The following is a 15,468-nucleotide window of genomic DNA, read 5'->3' as shown; positions in this document are numbered from 1 at the left end:
AATAACCATGAACCTCTGCTGAACATGCGGTTCTGTTCATATTCAGATGCGTGAGGCTAGGGTCTCCTCAATCGCTGAGGGACGTCCCCCTGTCGGCGAAGAACAAACGGAGTGAGTTTCATGTTCAACACCTTCGCAAAAGCCGGCCTCGCCGCTCTCATTGCCCTCGGCGGCATCTCCGCCACCGCTCCTGCGGCTTCGGCGGGCTCGGATGTTCAGTTCAGAGTTCAGGTTCAGGACGGATACGGCCATGACAGAGGCCGCGGCCCGGGCTGGGGTCGTCCTGATCGCCCGCGTTTTGGTTGCTCGCCGCGTTTTGCGGAAGAAAAGGCAAGCCGCATGGGTCTTCGTCGTGCGCGCGTTGTTGATGTATCGCCGCGCCGCGTTGTGGTGGCAGGCTTCGACCGTCAGGGCCGTGACCGCATCGTTTTTGCCAATGAGCGTGGCTGCCCGGTCATCCGCCGCTAAAGCGGACAATATCGATCCGGTGACATCCCCGTCCGCCGGATGGATAAAAAATGCCCCTCGCTTGTCCGGAAAGGCAGGCGAGGGGCATTTCTTTTTTACCGGCCGATGGCCGATTAAAAATACGGCAGGCGGCACGGAGGTGCCGCCCCTTACTTGATATTACTGGTCGAGCGCGAAGGTGACGTTGACCACCACGCTGTAGTTGTTCTCACCCGAAGCGATCGGCACGCTGTCGGCTTCCTTCATCATCGAAGCACGCATCATGCCCGCCGGTACCGGCATGGGGCGCTGCGTGTTTTCGCTGATCTGAATGACACGGCCGAGCTTCACGCCCGCCGCTTCCGTCAGCGTCTTCGCCTTGGCGATGGCGTCGGCAACGGCCTGCTTGCGGGCTTCGGTCACCGTGGCTTCGGGCTTGTCGTTGGTGAAGGTGATGTCGCCGCCCTGGTTGATGCCGAGCTTGACGGAGGTATCGAGGATTGTGCCCAGCTTCTTCAGGTCACGCACCCGCACCGTCAGGCCGTTGGAAACCTGATAGCCGGTGATCTCAGGCGCAACATAAACGCCGTCCTTGGGCTCATAATGCTTGTAAAGCGGTTGTACCGAGAAATTGCTCGTCTGCAGGTCGCGATCTTCGATGGCGGCCTCTTTCAGCGCCTTCAGGACATCGGCGAGCGCCTTGGAATTTTCCGTCAGCGCCGCCGCTGCGGTTTCCGCCTGTTTGACGACGCTGAAGGAAAGGATCGCCATATCGGGCGCGATGGCCGCCTGGCCTTCGCCGGAAACACTGATGGTGGCTTCGCGCGGGGAGGCCTCCTGCGCAGATACCTGGGCGGCAAGCGGCATCATGGCCGCCGCGGTCAATGCGGTGAGTGCGAAAAGGCGGGCCGTTTTTGTCTTCATGGTGTTTCCTCGTTGATTGAGTCCCTTTGAAGGGTATTGCTTTAGATTGTGTAGCTAATACGGCGGCACTGCTTTGGATAAGCAGGATTGGCTTGTCGGGCTGGAAAAATTACGTTAGAGCGTGACCTGCCGGATTCGAGCCATTGCGAAACCGGTGTTTCGGATCGTTTTTTCCGAAAGGGCCTGTAGCTCAATGGTTAGAGCCGGCGGCTCATAACCGCTTGGTTGGGAGTTCGAGTCTCTCCGGGCCCACCATTTTCTTTTAAAATCAGATGCTTATGATGATATTCCTGCCGCTGCGCAGGTCGGGAAGCGTGGTATCTCATCGGGAGATCGGTCTGGCTTGCGTATATGACAAGCCAGACCGCAAGGTATCTCAGATTAGTTGCAGACCCGCATGCTCTCCATGTGCCAGCCGCCGTCATAGGCGTTGGGAACGCGGCGGTCTTCGAACCAGCAGCGTGGCGGGGGCGGTGGTGGTGGTTCGTAGTAGCGGGGACCGCTGTTGCCGTTGGCGATGGCGCCGCCGATCAGGCCGCCGATGACGCCTGCGGCGAGGCCGCCGGCGATGGCTGCGCCATCATTGTGGCGACGGTGTTCGCGATAGGGCGGTGGGGGCGGGCCGCCGCGGTCATAACCACGGTCGTGGCGCGGACGATAGGGATAGTCCTGTGCGGCAGCGGTGCCGTAGGACGCGAAGATGCTGCCGGTGGCGACCAGCGCAGCAATTGTGGAAAGAATTATCTTTTTCATCGGGGCTACTCCATAAGCCTGCTGCGGAGATAGAGGCTCATTATGCCCGGATGATGGCATGGCACGGGTGAACGGCCTGTGAATGTTTCAGTGCCCCGGCGTTCATATTTTTGAACTCCAAGATGGGCAGATCACAGCCCGCGGGGGCTTTCCGCAACAAAAAGCCCGGCGGGTGGCCGGGCTTTTGCTGAAACTAATGGCCCGGCTCAGAACTTCACGCCGAGACCCACTTTCACGGTATGCTGGTCGACATCGGTGTTGATGCCGAAGATGTCCTTGTCGCCATAATCGTTATAGCGATATTCCAGCCTGCCGAAGACATTGTCGGTGAAGGCGTAATCCAGACCCGCGCCCACCGTGTAGCCGTTGAAGGTGGTGTTGTCGTTGCCAACGGGTGTTTCGATGAAGCCGCGGGTCGCTGTCCAGCCCGCCGTGCCGTAGAGCAGGGCGCGGTCGAAGGCATAACCGACGCGGCCACGGACGGAGCCCTGCCAGTCGGTGCCGATCTGCACGCCGGCATAGTCGTTGTCATTCCAGTTATAGTCGACGTCACCCTCGATGCCGACGACGAAATTATTGTCGAACTGGTAATTGTAACCGGCAAAGGCGCCGAGAATGCCGCCATCGAAACTATCCGAAGCGACGGGTCCACCAGCCGAAAAATCGCCATTTGCCCAACCAGCGCCGCCCTGGATACCAAGATAGGGACCAGACCAGGTGAAGACCGGCAGGGTTTCCTGCGCGACCGGAGGGGCCGGGGTTTCGTAGACGGCATCCGCGGCCATTGCGGTGCTGGCCGAAAGGGCCAGGAGTGACGTTACGATTAGCGTTTTCATCGTTTTTCTCCCTGAGCTGACTGACATCCATAGCATAGATTAGCTACTTTTAATATGGGTTGGGGTTCGGCGGTTCCAAGAGGCGCTTTTGTCCTCTCGGCGCTTTGGCCGTCCTTGCCCCGGATCGTGGCGTTCTGTCGCCCTGCCATGCGGTTCTGATGCTGCGAACGTCCCTGGCCGCGTTTGGTTCCCATTGGTGTTTCGTCAAAGCTCGGGCGCGACCATCAGCGGGGTGTCACGCTTGGTTGTCTTGACAGCGGGGGAGGCGACCATAGAGTTGTGGCTGACAGCGATAATGCCGCCGCATCGCGGGAAGTATCATCGCCGTCGAGACGATACCGCCGCGACCACGCCACGAGGGTGGTCGTTGCGGCAGGAAGGGCATGGGAGGACGAGGTCGCATGGGGTTTTGTTTTAGCGGAGGAAGAGCGACGTGATTGTCGGAGCCGTCCTCAGCGCCATTCTTCTTCTCACCCTCATTGCGTTTCCGCGGCATCTCAAACCCGTCGTCATCTGCCTGTTGCTGATCTGGACGGCCACTGCCGCCTTTGTCATGTATGATTGGTGGCGCGGCAGCCAGCGGCTCGAGCATATCGTTGCGACCGCGAGTTTCGATGCTTCCTGCGCGGATCCGGCCTTGCCCATTCGCGTCAGCTTTCGCAATGACAACACTGTCGCCGTAGAGCGGCTGACCTATACGCTCGAGGGCTTCGAGCCGGCGTTCCGCGCCTCCGTTGCCTTCGATCCCTACCAGGTAAGCGAAAGGCGGATCGAGGCCGGCGAGACCTTCGCGGCCTGCCGGTCTTTCCGGCTGCGCAACAATGAACGGGTAGAGCCGCAGCGGCTGGAATGGCGCGTGACCGTCATTTCCGCGGAATTCGACTGAGCTGCTCTCACGTCATTTCGCGATCACGAGATTTTGAAAATTTTCGAGGTGGCTGGACGGCGACGGGAAAGCCTTGTGTCCCAGCGACTTCACCGGACGGGTGAACACCCCGCGCCCGGCACTGGCAAAGCTGCTGACTTGTTTTCGTCCATTTGCGATGCCATCTCCCCGTTCATGCAATTGATGTCGCGGGATGACGGTTTGTACAGTGTTCTGAAGTTTCTGAAAATCACGGCCATTGGCCTTGTCGCCTTGCCGGTTCTGGCCGGCGCGCATATGGGCATCGGCCAGCTTACGGGAAATTTTCACGAAGTCATTCCCGGCGAACTCTATCGTTCGGCCCAGCCGAGCGGCAAGGACATCGCCGCTTATGCCAAGGCTTATGGCATCAAGACGATCATCAACCTGCGTGATGAAAAGCGCGAAGGCTGGTATGATGCCGAAAGCCTTGCGGCCAAAAACAACGGTATCCGGCTTGTCGATTATCCGCTGAGTTCAAGCGAAAAGGTCTCGGTGGAGGATTCAGAAACGCTGGCGGCGGTGCTGCGCAATGCGGAAAAGCCTGTTCTCATCCACTGCGAACACGGCGCAAACCGCACCGGGCTCGCTTCCGCTATTTACGTGGCAGCCGTGGCCGGCAAGAGCGAGGCCGCTGCCGAGTTTCAGCTTTCGCCCTATTACGGGCATGTGCCGATCCCCGGCATCGGGCGGTATGAAATGTACCAGTCCTGGGATGATTTCGAGGAAACCATCGGGTTTTGAGGGTTTTGGGACGCCTTTTGATTTATCCTGGCGGTGTCCTTTTCCGCGCGGCGTCATCCTCGGGCTTGTCCCGAGGATCCAATCACGTTGCGTCCAGCAGATAGGTAGCAGATGCTCGGGACAAGCCCGAGCATGACGGCAGAGAAGTCTTCGACGCCGTCGTCAGCTGGCATCCGTTTCCCGCATGCTGCTCAATAATCCCCGCCGCTCTCCTTGATCACCTTCGTCAGGCTTCCCGCTGCGGGGAAAAGCGGGATGAGGCAGGCCTGAAGGGCGTGGTAGATATCGCCCTTGCCGGGGAACAGCGTGTGCGCGGGCACCAAATCTTCCGTCAGTTCCTCGTGCCAGCCGCCATTCTCATGGTCGATGAAGTTGTTGGCGATGGTGCTCCAGATGCGGCGGTAGCTATCCTCGTAGAAGGCATCGGCCGGCAGGTTCTCGTTGAGGAAATGGGCCGCACCCGCCGCCTCGGACATGGGCCACCAGAGCTTTGCCCGCTTGTCGGGATTGTCGTTCCAGTCGAGCGTGTAAAAGAAACCGCCCTTTTCGCGGTCCCAGCCGAGCGCCATGGATTGCACGAAAAGCGATTTGGCGGCGACCGGCATCCAGTCGTGCTGGCGCTCGCCCAGCACCCATAATTGCAGGATGAGGCGCGCCCATTCCAGCCAGTGGCCGGGGGTGGAGCCGGAGGGGCGGAACATTTCGTTGCCGCGGTAGTCCTTGTCGAGCGTCCAGTTCTCGTCGAAATGTTCCGGCACGCGGAAATCCAGCTCGCCCGCGCGGCGGCGGATGACGAGATCGGCGATGCGTTCGGCTTTGGTCAGGTAATTGCTGTCGCCCGTCGCTTCATAAGCGGCCATCAGCGCTTCGGTCAGGTGCATATTGGAATTCTGGCCGCGGTAATTATCGATCGGCGACCAGTCGCGATTGAATTCCTCGGCGATGGCGCCGTGTTTTTCTTCCCAGAAACGGGTTTCCAGCACCTCGGTAATGTCGGCCAGCATCTTGTCTGCGAGAGGGTGGCCGACGGTTTTGGCGGAAGAAGCGGCCAGAAGCACGAAGGCATGGCCGTATCCCTGCTTGGTGGCATCCACCGGGCCGGTATCGTTTACCTGCCAAAAGTAACCGCCATGTTCGCCATCGCGATGGTGGTTCCAGAGATAGGTCATGCCGTGGTCGACGATATCGCCGCAGCCCGGCCGGCCGAGCAGATGGCCGATGGAGAAGCAATGTACCATGCGGGCGGAGGCATGGATGCCTCGTACCGGGTCGTTTTTCTGCAACGGAGCGCCCTTGGTGTCCAGATCGAAGAAACCGCCGGCAGGGTTGACGGCGCGGTGCTGGAAGAAGTCGAAAAGTCCCTCGGCCTGTTTCACAAGCCACTGGCGGTGCCAGGGCAGGGTGTTCCAGTTGCGGCTGTTGTGATCGTCTTCGGCCATCTCGTCCTCCATGCGGTTTGCTGCTTCGGCTTATATCCTTGCCGTATAAACCTGTCATCTGTCAGCGATATTTCGTAACGTCATGCAATGGCGCAAAGCCATGTCTGCCCCTTGAAGATATATTGACATAAACATATCTTTATGTGACTTGACTGCTTGCGATCTTGCAAATCGAAATGAGGAGTGTGCCCGTGTTTGACGATCTGTTTGGCCCCGAAGGGGCAAAGCGCGACGGCGCGGAAATTTTCAAGGCGTTGCGCGAAGCCGCCAGCGAACGCATCCTCATTCTCGATGGTGCCATGGGCACGCAGATTCAGGGTCTGGGTTTTGACGAGGATCATTTCCGTGGCGACCGTTTTATCGGCTGCGCCTGTCACCAGAAGGGCAATAACGACCTTCTGATCCTGACCCAGCCTGATGCTATCGAGGAAATCCACTATCGCTACGCCATGGCGGGTGCGGATATTCTCGAAACCAACACGTTTTCGTCGACGCGCATCGCGCAGGCCGATTACGAGATGGAAAATGCCGTCTACGACCTCAACCGTGAGGGCGCGGCAATTGTCCGCCGTGCCGCCCAGCGTGCCGAGCGGGAAGATGGCCGCCGTCGTTTTGTGGCCGGCGCCATCGGCCCGACCAACCGCACGGCCTCGATTTCGCCTGATGTCAACAATCCCGGTTATCGCGCCGTCAGTTTCGACGACCTGCGCATTGCCTATGGCGAGCAGATCGATGGCCTGATCGACGGCGGCGCCGATATCATCCTGATCGAGACGATTTTCGATACGCTGAACGCCAAGGCGGCGATCTTCGCCTGCGAGGAGCGTTTCGAGGCCAAGGGCATCCGCCTGCCTGTCATGATCTCGGGCACGATCACCGACCTTTCCGGCCGCACGCTGTCCGGCCAGACGCCTTCGGCGTTCTGGAATTCGGTGCGCCACGCCAACCCCTTCACCATCGGCCTCAACTGCGCGCTGGGTGCGGATGCGATGCGTCCGCATCTGCAGGAACTGTCCGACGTGGCCGATACATTCGTCTGCGCCTATCCGAATGCCGGCCTGCCGAATGAATTCGGTCAATATGACGAAACGCCTGAGATGATGGCGCGTCAGGTCCAGGGCTTCGTGCGTGACGGTCTCGTCAACATCGTCGGCGGCTGCTGCGGTTCGACGCCGGAGCATATCCGGGCGATTGCCGAGGCTGTCAAAGACTACAAGCCGCGCGAAATCCCCGAGCACAAGCCGTTCATGTCGCTTGCAGGCCTCGAGCCTTTCGTGCTGACCAAGGATATTCCCTTCGTCAACGTCGGCGAGCGCACCAACGTCACCGGCTCGGCCCGCTTCCGCAAGCTCATCACCGCCGGCGACTACACGGCGGCGCTGGCTGTTGCCCGTGACCAGGTGGAAAACGGCGCGCAGATCATCGACATCAACATGGATGAGGGCCTGATCGATTCCGAAAAGGCGATGGTCGAGTTCCTGAACCTCATCGCCGCCGAGCCTGACATCGCCCGCGTGCCTGTCATGATCGACTCGTCGAAGTTCGAGATCATCGAGGCCGGTCTGAAATGCGTTCAGGGCAAATCGATCGTCAATTCGATTTCGCTGAAGGAAGGCGAGGAGAAATTTCTCCAGCAGGCGCGGCTCGTCCACAATTACGGTGCTGCGGTCGTGGTCATGGCCTTTGACGAGGTCGGGCAGGCGGACACCTATCAGCGCAAGGTGGAAATCTGCGCGCGCGCCTACAAGCTTCTGACCGAAAAGGCCGGCCTTTCACCGGAAGACATCATCTTCGACCCCAATGTGTTTGCGGTGGCCACGGGCATCGAAGAACACAATAACTACGGCGTGGACTTCATCGAGGCCACCAAGACCATTCGCGAAACCATGCCGCTGACGCATATTTCCGGCGGTGTTTCCAACCTGTCCTTCTCCTTCCGCGGCAACGAGCCGGTGCGTGAGGCGATGCATGCCGTGTTCCTCTACCATGCCATTCATGTCGGCATGGACATGGGCATCGTCAATGCCGGCCAGCTTGCCGTTTACGACAATATCGATGCGGAACTGCGCGAGGCCTGCGAAGACGTGGTGCTGAACCGGCGCGATGATGCGACGGAGCGGCTGCTTGAGGTGGCAGAGCGTTTCCGTGGTACGGGCGAAAAACAGGCGAAGGCTCAGGACCTTTCCTGGCGCGAGCTTCCCGTCGAAAAGCGGCTGGAGCATGCGCTGGTCAACGGCATTACCGAATTCATCGAGGCCGATACGGAAGAGGCGCGCCAGAAGGCTGCACGCCCACTGCACGTTATCGAAGGGCCGCTGATGGCCGGCATGAACGTGGTGGGAGACCTGTTCGGCTCGGGTAAGATGTTCCTGCCGCAGGTGGTGAAATCCGCCCGCGTGATGAAGCAGGCGGTTGCCGTTCTGTTACCTTACATGGAAGAAGAAAAGCGCCTGAATGGCGGGTCCGAACGCAGTGCCGCAGGCAAGGTGCTGATGGCGACCGTTAAGGGCGACGTGCACGATATTGGCAAGAACATCGTCGGCGTCGTTCTCGCCTGCAACAATTACGAAATTATCGATCTTGGCGTGATGGTGCCGACGACGAAAATCCTCGAAACGGCGATTGCGGAGAAGGTCGATGTGATCGGCCTTTCCGGCCTCATTACCCCGTCGCTGGATGAGATGGTGCATGTGGCGGCCGAAATGGAGCGGCAGGGTTTCGACATTCCGCTGCTGATCGGCGGCGCGACGACGAGCCGCGTGCATACGGCGGTGAAAATCCATCCGCGTTACGAGCAGGGGCAGGCAATCTATGTCACCGACGCCTCGCGCGCGGTCGGCGTCGTTTCCGCGCTTCTCTCCAAAGAGCAGAAGCCCGCTTATATCGATGGCATCCGCGCCGAATATGCCAAGGTGGCTGAGGCCCATGCCCGCAACGAGCGCGAAAAGCAGCGCCTGCCGCTTTCCCGCGCCCGGGAGAATGCGCACAAGATTGACTGGACTGCTTATAGTGCCGTCAAGCCGCAATTCTTCGGCACCAAGGTGTTCGAGACCTACGATCTGGAAGAGCTTTCCCGTTACATCGACTGGACGCCCTTCTTTCAGACCTGGGAATTGAAGGGCCGTTTCCCGGCCATCCTCGAAGACGAAAAGCAGGGTGAAGCGGCACGGCAGCTTTATGCCGATGCGCAGGCGATGCTGAAAAAGATCATTGACGAAAACTGGTTCCGGCCGCGCGCCGTGATCGGATTCTGGCCGGCCAATGCGGTGGGGGACGATATCCGCCTGTTTACGGATGAAGGGCGCAGGCAAGAGCTCGCGACCTTCTTCACGCTGCGCCAGCAGCTTTCCAAGCGTGATGGCCGTCCGAATGTGGCGCTGTCCGACTTTGTCGCGCCCGTCGATAGCGGCGTTGCCGATTATGTTGGCGGCTTCGTGGTGACGGCGGGTATTGAGGAAGTGGCGATTGCCGAGCGTTTTGAGCGGGCCAATGACGATTATTCGTCCATCCTCGTCAAGGCTCTGGCCGACCGCTTTGCCGAAGCCTTTGCCGAGCGCATGCATGAACGGGTGCGCAAGGAGTTCTGGGGCTACGCGCCGGACGAGGCTTTTGCCGGTGATGAACTGATTGGCGAAGCCTATGCCGGTATTCGCCCGGCACCCGGTTATCCGGCCCAGCCTGACCACACCGAGAAGAAAACGCTGTTCTCACTGCTCGACGCCACCAATGCAGCGGGCGTAGAACTGACGGAAAGCTATGCCATGTGGCCCGGCTCCTCCGTCTCCGGCCTCTATATCGGCCACCCCGAAAGTTATTATTTCGGCGTGGCCAAGGTGGAGCGCGATCAGGTTCTCGACTATTCGCGCCGCAAGGATATGCCGCTGGAAGAGGTGGAGCGCTGGCTGGGACCTGTGCTCAACTATGTGCCGACCAACGGCGAGGAGAAAATCGACAGCGCGGCCTGATGTTTCACGCATCGCCGGGACAAATAAAAAGCGCGGGTCTTGCCCACGCTTTTTTTGTTTCCTGTTGAAACTTACGACCGCAATGCCGCCAGTTCCTCAATGCCGACATGGCTTTCGACCTCGCTGCCGCGCAGATAGAGGTAAAGACCGATCGCGAAGGCGAGGACGGCGATGAAGACCAGATACCAGGCGTGGGCCATGGGATTGATGGCAAGCGCCGTCGTCACACCGATCGGCGTCAGCCCACCGAAGACGGCATAAGAGACGTTGTAGGCGAAGGAGAGGCCGGAGAAGCGGACCGATGCCGGGAAAGCGCGGACCATCACATAGGGTACAGCGCCGGCCATGCCGACCGAAAGGCCCATCACGCCATAAAGCACGAACATGGTCTCAAGCGAAGCGCCGGCATAGCTGTAGAAGGTGAAGGTGGCGATGCCGAAGAAGATGCTGGCGCCCATGAAGAAGATGCCGGAGCCGATGCGGTCGATCAGCGCTCCGGCGATGATGACGCCGAAGATCAGGAACAGCGTGCCGAAGCTGGTGCCGGCCAGCGCCTGCGTCGGGGTATAACCGTAAAGCTTCTGCAGGAAGGTGGCCGTCATCAGCGTGGTGACGACGATGGCCGCCGACAGAACCCAGGTCAGCAGGGCAGAGATGATCACGCCGCGCATATGGTGCTTCAGCACGAGGCCAAGCGGCAGCTTGTCCGTCAGCGATTTCGATTTCTTCATTTCCATGAAGATCGGAGTCTCTTCCAGCCAGCGGCGTAGATAAACGGCGATGAGGCCGAAAATGCCGCCGAGCAGGAACGGGATGCGCCAGGCATAAGCCGCCACGTCTTCCGGTGTGAAGAGTGAGTTGATGGCAAAGGCAATCAGCGAGCCCAGCATGATGCCGAAAGAAAGGCCTGAGGTGAGGAATCCACAGGCGAGGCCGACGCGGCGGAAGGGTACATGTTCGGCGACGAAGGTCCATGCGCCCGGCACTTCACCGCCAATGGCAGCACCCTGTAGCATACGCAGGACGATGAGCAGAATGGGGGCCGCCACGCCGATGGTGGCATAGGTCGGCATCAGCGCCATGCCGAGGGTGGAGAGCGCCATCAGGAGGATGGAGAAGGCAAAGACGCGCTTGCGGCCATACCGGTCGCCATAATGCGCCAGCACGATGCCGCCGAGCGGTCGCACCAGATAACCGGCGGCGAAGATGCCGAAGGTCTGGATCATCACCAACCAGTCCGGCATTTCCGGCGGAAAGAACAGATGGCCGATGACGGTGGCGAAAAATACGAAAATGATGAAGTCGTAAAATTCGAGCGCGCCGCCCAGGGCTGAAAGTCCGAGAGTCCTGAAATCCTGGCTGTTGAGGGGACGGGCCGCCGCCGGTGTGGTGGTGGGAGACATAAGCCTGCTTCTTTTCTAAATTGCGTATTACTTATGGGAATGCGGCAAGCGCGACGGGATTTCAAGCCTTATCGATCCTCAATCGTTCAGGTATTTCGACGGACGATCGAGGAAGCGGCGCAGGAAGGCGATGTTTTCCAACTCGTCATAGAGGCGTTCGGTGATGCCATCCTCATCGAAATAATAAATCGTCGCCTCTGGAATGGCCAACAGCACGGGCGAGTGGGTGGCGATGATCAATTGCCCGCCGCTATCGGCGGCGTTGCGGATGATTGCCGCCAGTTCCAGCTGCTTTTGCGGCGAAAGCGGACTTTCCGGTTCGTCGAGAAAATAGAGGCCGGCGCCGTGCAGCCGCCGGTGCATGATATCGAGGAAGCCTTCGCCATGCGACCGCCGGTCGAGGCTGTTGCTCCTGACGATCCCGCGAAACGTCTCCGGCGTTTCCTCCGGAAAATCCTCGCCTTTTTTCAGGGCTTTTTCCCGCTCCCAGCGAAAATCGTCCAGCGCATCCTCATTCTGGCGACGAATATAACCAAGCACGTCTTCCGCACGGAGAAACATGCGAATCTTCGGATATTTTTTACGGGCGAAATAGAAGGCCTTCGCCACGGTCTCGGCATGCTGGAGGTAAAGGTCACCCTTGACCTCGCATGATTGCCGATGGCATAGGCCGTCATGCCCGCCGCCAGACCTTCCAGCAGTGTCGATTTACCCGAGCCGTTATTGCCGGCAAAAAAGGTGATCGGTGTCTTGAATTCGAGGCGTTCCAGATGGCGCATGGCCGGAACGGAAAAAGGATACTCGTCCTTTCCCCCCGGCTTTTCCTTCATGGTTACGCTGTCGAGAAACAGCATGTCGCGGTCCTTGCCAATATTGATCCTGTTCGGAGATGTCGTGCCCGGATGCCTCTTCGAGGGCCGGGCGAGCGAGTGCCCGGAGCTTAACGCGTCGCGTGGTCCGCGCCAACGGCCCATTCGGCATACCTTTGCAATGTCAATGCTTGTAATAAATTAGAGAATTATGAAATAATAATTCAGAAATTCAAAATAAATACTTCAACATCTTCGGTATATTTTAAATATTGTCTAGGTTATTAAAAATAGAATTTCAGTGTAAACTTCAATTTAAATGAGCTATGCCAGTAGTTGTTCATTCTTGTTTCTGTTGTGGGGGATGAATGAATTACACGGTGCTATTTTCAGCCGCAGCCTTGTTTTCCGTGATGTTCGCGAATGGGGCAGAAGCGCGGAAGGATCGTTTATTTGCCATTTCCGGGTCCGGTGGCGGCGAGACGATTGATCTCGTTTACGATCTGCCGAACATTCCCGCTTTTCTGCAGGATGGAAACGCGCTCGATCTCGGCTATCTGAACAGCGAGAGGGGCAGCGGTTATGTTCTGTTTTATGGCGACCGTTATACCAGGCTCAGTGATGCCGATGTTGCACGATTGAAGTCGAGGCTTGGTTTCGATCCGACGATCCAGCACCGCCTGGAACGCACAGCCCGCGAAAAGCAGAAAGAGCGCTGGAATCTGGCGATTCTCTTCGTCGCGCTGGTGGTCGGCTTTTTTCTGGTCGTCCATAAGGGGTTGGACGTCATCCGGTGGTTTTGGCGATTGCTGACAATACTCACGGCCGCTGACAAGGGCCGAGTGCGTGCGCCGCCTTCCGATCCTCTCAAAGTTCGTAAGAAGCGGCTGGTGAGACGTCAGGACAGCCAGCCTCGGACAGATTCTGTTGCCCCCAGCCCGACGCCAACGCCCGTGCGGGCCTCTCTCAGCACAGGTGACCCCGCCCGAGCTTTCGGGCGCAGGAACGGCTGAGGCGAAGACGAAGGGCTGCGACCGGCGCTTATTCGAACCGGTCGATAATGCTGATGCCGCTTTCCCTGAAACTGTCCATGGCGGGCAGGGCGGCTGCGGCTTCGGTCAGCGAGATATGGCGGCCGATCAGCTTTTTCGGTGCGAGCCTGCCGCTTTCGATCATGGCCAGCATGTCCTCGTAACGCCATGCCTGCATGCCGTGGCTGCCGTAAATCTCCAGCTCATGGGCGATCACCCGGGCCATGGGAATGGCCGGCATGGCATGATCTGCCAGCATCAGCCCCACCTGCACATGGCGTCCGCGCCGGCGCAGGTTGCTGATGGAATTGCAGCAGGTCTGCGGATGGCCAAGCGCGTCGACGGAAACATGCGCGCCGCCACCGGTGATGTCGCGCACGGCTTCGGCAACATCGTCAACCGAGCGGCTGTTGATGGTGGCCGTTGCACCCAGCTGCCGGGCGAGTTCCAGCTTGTCTTCGGCAATATCGATGGCGACGACCTGTGCGCCGAGGCCCGCGCCGATCATGATGGCGGAGAGACCGACACCGCCGCAGCCATGGACCGCCAGCCATTCGCCGCCCTTCAGGCGTCCCTGATCCGTCACTGCCCGGAAGGAGGTAGCGAAACGGCAGCCGAGACCGGCGGCGGTGGCGTAACTCATCGATTCCGGCAGGTGCACGAGGTTCTGATCGGCATAATCGATGGCGACATATTCGGCGAAGGAACCCCAATGGGTGAAGCCGGGCTGGAACTGCGCCTCGCAGACCTGCTGGTTGCCAGAGCGGCATTCATGGCAATGGCCGCAGCCGGAGACGAAAGGCACGGTAACGCGATCACCGGTCTTGAAGCGGGTGACGTTCTTGCCAACTGCGGCGATGACACCGGCAAATTCGTGGCCGGGCACATGCGGCAGGCGAATATCCGGGTCATGTCCCATCCAGCCGTGCCAGTCGCTGCGGCAGAGGCCGGTCGCTTTCACTGCAATGACCACGCCGCCATCGCTCGGTTCGGGATCGGGCAGGGACGCAACAACGGGGGTCTCGCCGAATCGTTCGTAATAAAGCGCGCGCATCATGGCCTCACATCATTGGTCCGCAGGTTCAAATCTGAACCCGCTCTAGAGCATTCCAGCAAAAGTGCGAAACCGTTTTACCTCTGGAGAAGCGCTTCAGTCCTTGATGAGCATCAGGTCGCCGGCTGCGAATTTCAGTGTCACCTGCTCACCGACGGCGGGCGGCGCGGTGCCGGGATCGTTGAACATGTCGAAGGACAGCGTCGAACCACCGAGATCAAGACGGGTGCGGATGACGGAGCCGAGGAACTGGCTGGAGGTGACGAGGCCGGAAATGGCAACATCGCCTTTCGCATCGCTGCCGAGGGAGCCTGCTTCCGGGCGAAGCGCCAGCGTGATTTTTTCGCCATTCGCCGCATCGACCGGCTTCGGCAGGGTGATCTGCTGCTCTCCGACACGGATGGTATTGGACGAGGAATCCACCACGGTGGCGTCGATGAGGTTCAGCGTGCCCACGAAGGAGGCGACGAAGCGGGTGGCGGGTTTGTTGTAGATCTCGAAGGGCGAACCGATCTGGTCGGCACGGCCGCCATTCATCACGACGATGCGGTCAGAGATCGACAGGGCCTCTTCCTGATCGTGGGTCACGAAAATGGTGGTGATGCCGAGTTTCTGCTGGATCTGGCGGATTTCCTCGCGCAGCGAGACGCGGATCTTGGCGTCGAGCGCGGAAAGCGGTTCGTCCAGCAGAAGCACTTCCGGCTTTGGGGCCAATGCGCGGGCGAGCGCCACGCGCTGCTGCTGGCCGCCGGACATCTGATAGGGATAGCGATCCGCCAGATGTTCCAGATGGATGAGCTGAAGCATTTCCTTCACGCGGGCGTCGATCTCGGCTTTTGGCTTGCCGGCGACCTTCAGACCGAAGGCGACGTTCTCATAGACGTTCATGTTCGGGAACAGCGCGTAGGCCTGGAACACCATGCCGATATTGCGCTGGTTCGGTCTGAGCGTCGTCTGGTCCTTGCCGTTGATGACGATCGATCCGCCTGTCGGGATTTCGAAACCGGCGATCATGCGTAGCACGGTGGTCTTGCCGCAGCCCGATGGACCGAGAAAGGAGACGAACTCGCCCTTTTCGATGGCCATGTTGAAATCATGCACGACCTGCACGGAGCCGAAGGATTTCTTGATATTGCTAAGTGTCAAAAAGCTCATGAAA

General features: G+C 59.3%; 12 protein-coding genes, 1 tRNA gene and 1 pseudogene. 6 read left to right on the top strand and 8 right to left on the bottom strand.

What is annotated here, in order from left to right; genetic code table 11:
- The first annotated feature begins 120 nt into the window (after positions 1–120).
- Positions 121–468 carry a hypothetical protein gene (locus CFBP5499_RS09955; protein ID WP_080824643.1) on the top strand — a complete coding sequence of 116 codons (348 nt, stop codon included), beginning with the start codon at positions 121–123 and terminating at the stop codon, positions 466–468.
- Between the two features lie 159 nt (positions 469–627).
- Here the strand turns inward: CFBP5499_RS09955 and CFBP5499_RS09950 are convergent, their stop codons facing one another.
- Positions 628–1,371 carry an SIMPL domain-containing protein gene (locus tag CFBP5499_RS09950; RefSeq protein ID WP_080824644.1) on the bottom strand — a complete coding sequence of 248 codons (744 nt, stop codon included), beginning with the start codon at positions 1,369–1,371 and terminating at the stop codon, positions 628–630.
- Between the two features lie 179 nt (positions 1,372–1,550).
- Between CFBP5499_RS09950 and CFBP5499_RS09945 the strand changes: the two genes are divergently transcribed.
- Positions 1,551–1,626, top strand: a tRNA-Ile gene (locus tag CFBP5499_RS09945).
- 126 nt (positions 1,627–1,752) lie between these two features.
- Here CFBP5499_RS09945 and CFBP5499_RS09940 read toward each other — a convergent pair.
- Together CFBP5499_RS09940 and CFBP5499_RS09935 are read right to left on the bottom strand one after the other, a co-directional pair.
- Positions 1,753–2,124, bottom strand: a complete 372-nt coding sequence (locus tag CFBP5499_RS09940; protein ID WP_080824645.1) for a hypothetical protein — start codon at positions 2,122–2,124, stop codon at positions 1,753–1,755.
- A 206-nt stretch (positions 2,125–2,330) separates the two neighbouring features.
- Entirely contained in the window at positions 2,331–2,960 is a 630-nt protein-coding gene (locus CFBP5499_RS09935) for an outer membrane protein (protein WP_080824646.1), read from the bottom strand.
- A gap of 433 nt (positions 2,961–3,393) precedes the next feature.
- On the opposite strand from CFBP5499_RS09935, the gene CFBP5499_RS09930 reads away from it, so the two are divergent.
- Together CFBP5499_RS09930 and CFBP5499_RS09925 are read left to right on the top strand one after the other, a co-directional pair.
- A complete protein-coding gene (locus CFBP5499_RS09930; protein ID WP_080824647.1) occupies positions 3,394–3,846 on the top strand; it encodes a hypothetical protein in 453 nt (150 codons plus the stop codon).
- Positions 3,847–4,047: 201 nt separating this feature from the next.
- Positions 4,048–4,608: a dual specificity protein phosphatase family protein gene (locus tag CFBP5499_RS09925; protein WP_080827258.1), complete on the top strand. Its 561-nt coding sequence runs from the start codon at positions 4,048–4,050 to the stop codon at positions 4,606–4,608.
- 191 nt (positions 4,609–4,799) lie between these two features.
- On the opposite strand, the gene CFBP5499_RS09920 is transcribed toward CFBP5499_RS09925, so the two are convergent.
- Positions 4,800–6,059, bottom strand: coding sequence for an AGE family epimerase/isomerase (locus CFBP5499_RS09920; protein ID WP_175416675.1), 1,260 nt, complete (start codon positions 6,057–6,059; stop codon positions 4,800–4,802).
- 179 nt (positions 6,060–6,238) lie between these two features.
- Between CFBP5499_RS09920 and metH the strand changes: the two genes are divergently transcribed.
- Positions 6,239–10,012, top strand: coding sequence for a methionine synthase (gene metH, locus CFBP5499_RS09915; RefSeq protein WP_080824649.1), 3,774 nt, complete (start codon positions 6,239–6,241; stop codon positions 10,010–10,012).
- Between the two features lie 71 nt (positions 10,013–10,083).
- Here metH and CFBP5499_RS09910 read toward each other — a convergent pair whose 3' ends face one another.
- Both CFBP5499_RS09910 and CFBP5499_RS30840 read right to left on the bottom strand, forming a co-directional pair.
- A complete protein-coding gene (locus tag CFBP5499_RS09910) occupies positions 10,084–11,415 on the bottom strand; it encodes an MFS transporter (RefSeq protein WP_080824650.1) in 1,332 nt (443 codons plus the stop codon).
- 78 nt (positions 11,416–11,493) lie between these two features.
- Positions 11,494–12,269 (bottom strand): annotated as a pseudogene (locus tag CFBP5499_RS30840) (AAA family ATPase).
- Positions 12,270–12,592: 323 nt separating this feature from the next.
- On the opposite strand from CFBP5499_RS30840, the gene CFBP5499_RS09900 reads away from it, so the two are divergent.
- Positions 12,593–13,237, top strand: coding sequence for a hypothetical protein (locus CFBP5499_RS09900; protein ID WP_080824651.1), 645 nt, complete (start codon positions 12,593–12,595; stop codon positions 13,235–13,237).
- A gap of 28 nt (positions 13,238–13,265) precedes the next feature.
- Here CFBP5499_RS09900 and CFBP5499_RS09895 read toward each other — a convergent pair whose 3' ends face one another.
- Complete coding sequence (locus tag CFBP5499_RS09895) at positions 13,266–14,309, bottom strand: zinc-dependent alcohol dehydrogenase family protein (protein WP_080824652.1); 1,044 nt, start codon at positions 14,307–14,309, stop codon at positions 13,266–13,268.
- A 96-nt stretch (positions 14,310–14,405) separates the two neighbouring features.
- Positions 14,406–15,464, bottom strand: coding sequence for an ABC transporter ATP-binding protein (locus CFBP5499_RS09890; RefSeq protein ID WP_080824653.1), 1,059 nt, complete (start codon positions 15,462–15,464; stop codon positions 14,406–14,408).
- Positions 15,465–15,468: the final 4 nt, after the last annotated feature.

The organism is Agrobacterium tumefaciens (assembly GCF_005221325.1).
GTDB lineage: Bacteria > Pseudomonadota > Alphaproteobacteria > Rhizobiales > Rhizobiaceae > Agrobacterium.
This window is presented reverse-complemented; position numbering and strand designations above follow the sequence as displayed.